Here is a 7041-nt window from a genome sequence, read left to right as displayed (position 1 = left end):
CTCTGACGCCGGAGATACGGATCCTGATGAGACCTGCCTCCGGACAGTAGCTTCAGACTGCCCGATTCAGAGCCCTCGTGAATGAGGCGGGATCAAGGCACTGCTGGTGTCCGTCCAGCACAGGCCACGTCTCACGCTTTTCATGCGCAGCTTTGGTGTGCAGACGCTCTATCATGCCGCTGCCTACAAGCACGTGCCGATGGTGGAACACAACATGGCCGAGGGCATCCGTAATAATGTTTTCGGCACGCTGAAGACCGCGCAGGCGGCTATCGATTGCGGCGTTGAAACCTTCGTTTTGATCTCGACAGACAAGGCCGTGCGGCCCACCAATGTCATGGGCACGACCAAGCGTCTTGCAGAGCTCATCTGCCAGGCCCTGTCCAGTGAGCAGGTCAAGACGCGTTTTTGCATGGTCAGATTTGGCAATGTCCTGGGCTCATCCGGATCCGTTGTGCCTTTGTTCAGGCGCCAGATACGCGATGGCGGACCGATTACGGTGACCCACCCCAATATAACGCGCTACTTCATGACCATCCCCGAAGCCGCTCAATTGGTGATTCAGGCAGGTGCAATGGGTAGCGGCGGTAATGTGTTTGTTCTGGACATGGGTGAACCGATCAAAATTGCCGATTTGGCAAAGCAAATGGTCCGCCTCTCGGGATTGGAGTTGATCACCGAGGACAGCGCAGATGGCGACATCGCTATCCACTATAGCGGCCTGCGCCCAGGGGAAAAGCTCTATGAGGAGCTGCTGGTCGGCACCAACACCACATCGACGGCACATCCACGCATCATGACTGCATGGGAAACCAGCTGGGAATGGCCGCGTCTAGAAGATTACCTTCGTCGTTTGCATAACGCCGTGGCCAAGGTCCAGCACGAAGCTATCAGAGAACTGTTGCTGGAAGCCCCCATCGCTTACCACCCCAACCACCCTATTTCCGACCTACTTTGGCTCCAGCAATACGGGGATGCAAAGGCACATCAGCCCACAGAGGCTCCAGTCGTTGACAGGGAAAGGCATCAAGTCAGCCAAAGAGCCGCCACCCCATCACCAATAGCCCCAAAGGTGGTGTCAGCTCAACTCAACCTCTCGACCGCGGCCCTGGCCAAGGACAGCCACTTCTGATTATCACAAGGACAATGGATCATGGACCTGACCCTGAAGTTGGACTCTATTCGTATTGGCGTGATTGGACTGGGCTATGTGGGCTTGCCTCTGGCCGTGGAATTCGGCAAGCGTTACCCGACGCTGGGCTTCGACATCAATACCCATCGCATCCTGCAGCTCACCGATGGCATCGACACCACGCGAGAAGTCTCATTCGATGAGCTCAGATGCGCAAAACAGCTCGACTTCAGTGATGCTGTCGAGCGACTTCGGGAATGCAATGTCTATATAGTCACGGTTCCAACACCGATCGACGCACAGCACTGCCCGGATCTGACGCCCTTGCGCAAGGCCAGCCAGACGGTGGCTCACGTCATTTCGCCAGGCAATGTCGTCATCTATGAGTCGACCGTCTATCCGGGTGCCACCGAAGAGGAATGCATTCCTGTCATCGAACAAGGCTCGGGGCTGGTCTTCAATCGCGACTTCTTCGCCGGCTATAGCCCAGAGCGCATCAATCCAGGCGACAAGGAACATCGTGTCACCTCGATCAGGAAGGTGACCTCAGGCTCGACTCCCGTTGCGGCAACCTTCGTAGATGCCCTCTATGCATCGGTCATTGCGGCAGGCACCTTTAAAGCCAGTTCAATGAGGGTCGCGGAGGCCGCCAAGGTCATCGAGAACACTCAGCGCGATGTGAACATCGCTCTGATCAACGAGCTGGCCATGATCTTTAGCCGCTTGGGAATTGATACCGAAGAAGTCCTGCTGGCGGCGGGAACCAAGTGGAATTTTCTTCCCTTCCGGCCAGGGTTAGTGGGCGGGCACTGCATCGGTGTCGACCCCTATTATCTGACGCACAAGGCCCAACAGGTGGGCTATCACCCGGAAGTCATCCTGTCAGGCCGACGTATCAATGATGGTATGGGCGCCTATGTGGCAGGCCAGTTGGTCAAGCAGATGATTAAGGAAAGGATCCACGTGCAAGGCGCACGGGTGCTGATCCTGGGCCTGACGTTCAAGGAGAACTGCCCGGACCTGCGCAATACACGTGTCACCGATATCATTCGCGAACTGGGGGACTTCAATGTCATGGTCGATGTCTTAGACCCTCATGCCGATCGTGACGAAGCCCAGCGTGCCTATGCGATCCGCCCCGTCGAGCGGCCGGATGAAGGGAGCTATGATGCGATGATACTGGCAGTCGCCCACGATGAATTCCGCGACTATGGCATTGACCGTATACGCTCCTGGGGCAAACCCAACCACGTGCTGTTCGATCTGAAGTACCTGCTGGGGAATGGCGAGGCCGACTTACGGCTCTAACCCTGGCACATAAAACAACGCCCCCGGCCAAGGTATCTCTCGGTCGGGGGCGTTTCATGTATATGCTGGCCTCGTATATCTGCGCTCTGCAAAGATCAGCCCGCAGCCAGAACCATTACCTCCTGTAACGCCAGGCAAGTGCGGTCGATCTCCTCCGGGGTCAACGTGGGATGGACAAGAAACATGATGCTGGTCTTCCCCAGTTCGGCGGCAACCGGCAAGGCATGAGCTGGCTGCCACCCCGTGTCATCGAAGGCCTTTTCGCGATACACCTCGGAACAACTCCCCCCCAGACACGGAACTCCCCGCTGCTGAATTTCGTCGATGATCCGATCACGATCCCACCCAGGCCGCAGCGACAGCGGATCAATAAACACATAGGCCTTGTAAGCGGCGTGTCCGACATGCCCTGGCAACTCAGGCACCCGCAGGCCACAGGCTCTCGCCGCCTGCCAAATCCGCTCCAGATTGTCACGACGCTGCCGTGTCCAGTCCGGCATCCGGCGCAGCTGCAGCCGGCCAATGGCCGCCTGCATCTCGGTCAGGCGCCAGTTGGTGCCGAAGGATTCATGCAGCCAGCGAAAACCCGGCGGATGCTCCCGCTCGTAGACCGCCTCCCAACTCTTGCCATGATCCTTGTAGGCCCACATCCGTTGCCACAGAGACCGGTCATTGGTGGTGACCATGCCCCCCTCCCCGCCGGTAGACATGATCTTGTCCTGACAGAAGGACCAGGCGCCGACATGCCCGATCCCACCAACACTGCGCGCGCGCCAGGTAGCCCCATGCGCTTGAGCACAGTCCTCGATCAAATAGAGACCGCGGCTTTCTGCGAGCGACATCAGACCGTCCATGTCACAGGGCCAGCCAGCCAAGTGCACCGCGATAATGGCTTTGGTGCGCGACGTAATCAAAGGCACGACGGTGTTAGGCGTAATGTTCTGAGAGTCGCGATCGACATCCGCGAAGACAGGCACTGCACCAGCGGTGACGATGGAGGACACCGACGCCATGAAGGTTCGAGAAGTGACCACCACTTCATCACCTGCACCGATTCCCAGCGCCTTCATTGCCAGGTCCAGGGCCGTGGTACCGTTGGAGACAGCAACGGCGTATTCGGCACCCGCAAAGCGAGCAAACTCGCTTTCGAATAAACGCCCTTCATTACCGGTCCAGTAGTTCACCTTGTTGGAAAGTAGCACCTGCCTGACGATATCGGCTTCTTCATCAGTGAAAGCAGGCCAGGGAGAAAATGAGGGAGTAGTCATAATTTCACCTTCACATCACTAAGTAACTCACCCACATAGGGTCCTGAAGATAATCTTCAAGTCATAAATAAATGTCCAATTTTGGACATAATCCATATTTATCATGACCTTATCTGGATAGATTACTTCACGATTATAACGCTCAGGATCACTCTTGTCAGCCAGGAGTGATTCTTCGTCTCGGTATTTCAACGTCGCAGGACCTGTAATACCGGGACGAACGCTCAATATAATTGCCTTTTCCCCAGTCAGCGTATTGGCGAACCCTGGAACATCTGGCCGAGGTCCCACAAAACTCATGTCTCCGACAAAGACGTTCCACAACTGTGGAAGCTCATCAACCTTTGTCTTCCTGAGCCATCTCCCAAAACGTGTAATGCGGGGGTCTTTGGCTGTCGTGACAGTAGAGTCAAATCCAGAGATTCTTTTCATTGTCTTTATCTTGTATAAGTGAAATATTTTCCCATGTCGCCCTATCCTCCTTTGCCTGAAAATGCCATTGCTTCTTGTATCCAGGCACGAGAAAAGATAAAACAGCAGGATCAGCTCACTCAACAAAAGCAAACCAGCTAAGGACAGAGTTACATCAAATAAGCGCTTTAACATCCTTTGGTGCTCTTGCGATATACCCATGTGAATATGCACCCAAAAAAAAGACACAAAAAAGTTAAGAACTACAAAAAAGACCGCCTTATTTCTTCTTGGCATAAAACAGCACGCCCCTTGGCGAGAATCGGAGCACGACAAGCACGCAATGCGTCAAGTACACAACGAAAAGGGTATAAAAGAGAGACGATAAAATAAAACCAAGGAGAGTAAACCAGCTCAAGTTTTGAATAAAACTTCTCAAAACCAAACCTACGAATAAGAAAGTCTTGGAAATTAGTTTCATGGTATATCGAACGACAACCATCAGAAACATGCTTCATATTTCTTGTATTTAAATAATATTCTAACATAAAATGAATTAACGCATAGCTGGAGCCAAGCCTTAAGTACTCAGGATCATACCAGATACTCTCCCAAAACACTGCATTATCTTGAATATGGTTTTCGGAAAAGGCGATCATTTTCTCTTCTACGAAGACACCAACATACTCTACAGTTCCATAAAATGCGCCTGCAGCCGTAAGTCTGCGAGAAAATTCAGCGCGACTAGGAAGGAAGGCTGAATTTCCATACCGTACCACAGCAGCTTCACAGACTGCATACCCCTGCTCTTGCATTTCGTCTAGAGAAACCGGCCTAACAATAAGATTCTTTATAGCCCGGCGAATGTTGCTGCGTGTTTTTTTGCTGCATTGTTGCATTGAATAAGGTGCCTGACGCACAACATACCACCAACTTGCTTCATCATTTTGACCAAAACTGCTATTCCATCTCGCGAAGGGCGACTTCGAATATTTCATTGCTTTTTTTGCAGTGAATTCATCGATCGTCGGTGTGACATGCGGCAGATAAGCTGGAACAATAAAACCATTGTACTTATGCCAAAAAATATTATTGGAAATAAATACTTCTTCGCCAGAACTCTGCAAAAACATTGCATATTGATTATCAATCATACTACCACCTTTTATTCAGGAGATTCATTCAATAACGAAAGGCCTCATCCAAGTTGGCTCTTTCAAGTAGCAGATCAATAGTCTCCTCTTTCCTTAACAGTCATAGGGCCACAGTCCTAACTCACATGTAATGTGTAATGAAAAATGAAGCAGTCTTCGAGAGAGAGGTTGATTTGAAATATAGTTCACATGAGACCACCGAAGCAACCTCGCATATGAGAAGTTTAAAATGCTTTCACTCAGCCATACGGCGTTAAATATCAGATCGTGCGTAAAATACAGGACAACACCCTAAAACTTCGCTTCCGGTGTGATTTTTGCCTTATTAATCATTTTTTCGTCGACTTTCTCAAGCAGAGGCAGGGCAATGCCATCAAAGACTATTCTCACCATAAAAACCTTGAAGTTTTTCAACCTCAGCAGCGCCCAGGTGGTTACAGGTTCGTAAGAGAAGTCCCATTTGAATAAGAAGATCTTCGTTGACTTTATGTACGTCGTACTTTGTCTCTGCAATCTCTCGCGATATTCTTCCCATTGTATTTATCAGATCAGGACGACCGATGAGCTGCTGCATGGCATCGGCTAGCAGAGTGGCATTACGAACCGCAACTAGGAGACCGTTACTCCCATCAGTAACTGTGTCACGACACCCAGGTGCGTCGCTGGTAATGATGGCTCTGCCCATGGCCATGGCTTCAAGTACCGTACGAGGTGTACCTTCGCGATAAGAGGGTAATACATAAATATGACAAGCGGCGATAGCGGGTCGCACATCATCGAGACACCCAAGATAATCGACCGTGCCGTCAGCGATCCAAGTATCTAGTTCCTGCTGAGATATGGCATCTGGGTTGTCATCGATCCAACCGGCCAAGGAGAAAGCCACCTCTGGATTGTCCTGGCGTACCTGTCGGGCAGCCTTAACATACTCGCGTACACCCTTGTCCCCAAGCAGGCGAGCGATCAGCAGGAATCTCACCGGCCCCTTTGCCTGTGGCGCCACAGCGTACTGGACCAAGTCGACTCCCGAGCCGTTGACGACATGCGAGGGTGTCTTTACTGGGAGAATTTTCAGTTGGCGGAAGAGTTCCTGGTCATCGTGGTTCTGGAAGAACACCTTGTGGGCCCCAGCCAGTGACAACCGATACAGGAACCGCACGATCATCAACAACCCCTTCCGCTTGCTTATCATTTTTATCGACTGGCCTGAACTGAATGCATAGCCCAGCCCAGTGACCAACACGAACCGCCTGGGGACTTGGCACAGCCAAGCACTGAGGGTTCCATAGATCACCGGTTTAATGGTGTAACCCATGACAACATCTGGCTGAATACTGCGCATCAGGCGGTAGAGATTGCCGAGTGTCTTGAGGTCGGCCAACGGGTTTATCCCCGTGCGTTGCATCGGGATGTCATGCACGATGATCCCCCTGGACTCCAAATGCTCACGAACCGCACTGCCCGTACGAATGTCAGGGCATGCGACATGCACCTCATATCCATTTTCGCGCAATGCATCGAGCAGTTGGCCACGGAAAGTGACGAGGGAATCAGGAAAACTGGCAATCATCAGGAATCGTTTCATCTTCCCCCTGCCCTTAGTTCGTAGCGATTGTAGTTAATTATGCCGAGTATGCAGAAGCTAGGAGGGCATGTAGCAGGAACAACAACCAAGATCAGGTAACTATGGATAATAAATAAAAAAATTTACGACACAAGCCAACATAGACTACCACATGAAAAAATAACTCGATTTAAAATCCTGAAT

At 51.7% G+C, this 7041-nt stretch carries 6 protein-coding genes; 2 read left to right on the top strand and 4 right to left on the bottom strand.

Annotated features, from left to right (window positions below):
• The first annotated feature begins 106 nt into the window (after positions 1–106).
• Together BCL93_RS13970 and tviB are read left to right on the top strand one after the other, a co-directional pair.
• A complete protein-coding gene (locus BCL93_RS13970; RefSeq protein ID WP_309251237.1) occupies positions 107–1132 on the top strand; it encodes a UDP-N-acetylglucosamine 4,6-dehydratase family protein in 1026 nt (341 codons plus the stop codon).
• Positions 1133–1153: 21 nt separating this feature from the next.
• Positions 1154–2440 (top strand): Vi polysaccharide biosynthesis UDP-N-acetylglucosamine C-6 dehydrogenase TviB, encoded by a 1287-nt coding sequence (gene tviB, locus BCL93_RS13965; RefSeq protein ID WP_112055873.1) that lies wholly within the window; start codon positions 1154–1156, stop codon positions 2438–2440.
• Positions 2441–2535: 95 nt separating this feature from the next.
• On the opposite strand, the gene BCL93_RS13960 is transcribed toward tviB, so the two are convergent.
• The 4 genes from BCL93_RS13960 to BCL93_RS13945 all read right to left on the bottom strand — a co-directional run bounded on the left by BCL93_RS13960 (position 2536) and on the right by BCL93_RS13945 (position 6858).
• Complete coding sequence (locus BCL93_RS13960; RefSeq protein ID WP_112055872.1) at positions 2536–3708, bottom strand: DegT/DnrJ/EryC1/StrS family aminotransferase; 1173 nt, start codon at positions 3706–3708, stop codon at positions 2536–2538.
• Between the two features lie 27 nt (positions 3709–3735).
• Positions 3736–4314, bottom strand: coding sequence for a sugar transferase (locus BCL93_RS13955; protein WP_258396576.1), 579 nt, complete (start codon positions 4312–4314; stop codon positions 3736–3738).
• Positions 4315–4382: 68 nt separating this feature from the next.
• Positions 4383–5273, bottom strand: a complete 891-nt coding sequence (locus tag BCL93_RS13950; protein WP_112055870.1) for a GNAT family N-acetyltransferase — start codon at positions 5271–5273, stop codon at positions 4383–4385.
• A 373-nt stretch (positions 5274–5646) separates the two neighbouring features.
• Positions 5647–6858, bottom strand: coding sequence for a glycosyltransferase family 4 protein (locus tag BCL93_RS13945; protein ID WP_112055869.1), 1212 nt, complete (start codon positions 6856–6858; stop codon positions 5647–5649).
• Between the last annotated feature and the right edge of the window lie 183 nt (positions 6859–7041).

Source organism: Onishia taeanensis, assembly GCF_003268885.1.
GTDB classification, from domain to species: Bacteria; Pseudomonadota; Gammaproteobacteria; order Pseudomonadales; family Halomonadaceae; genus Onishia; species Onishia taeanensis_A.
The sequence above is the reverse complement of the archived record's forward strand: the minus strand, read 5'-3'. Positions and strand labels throughout refer to the sequence as shown.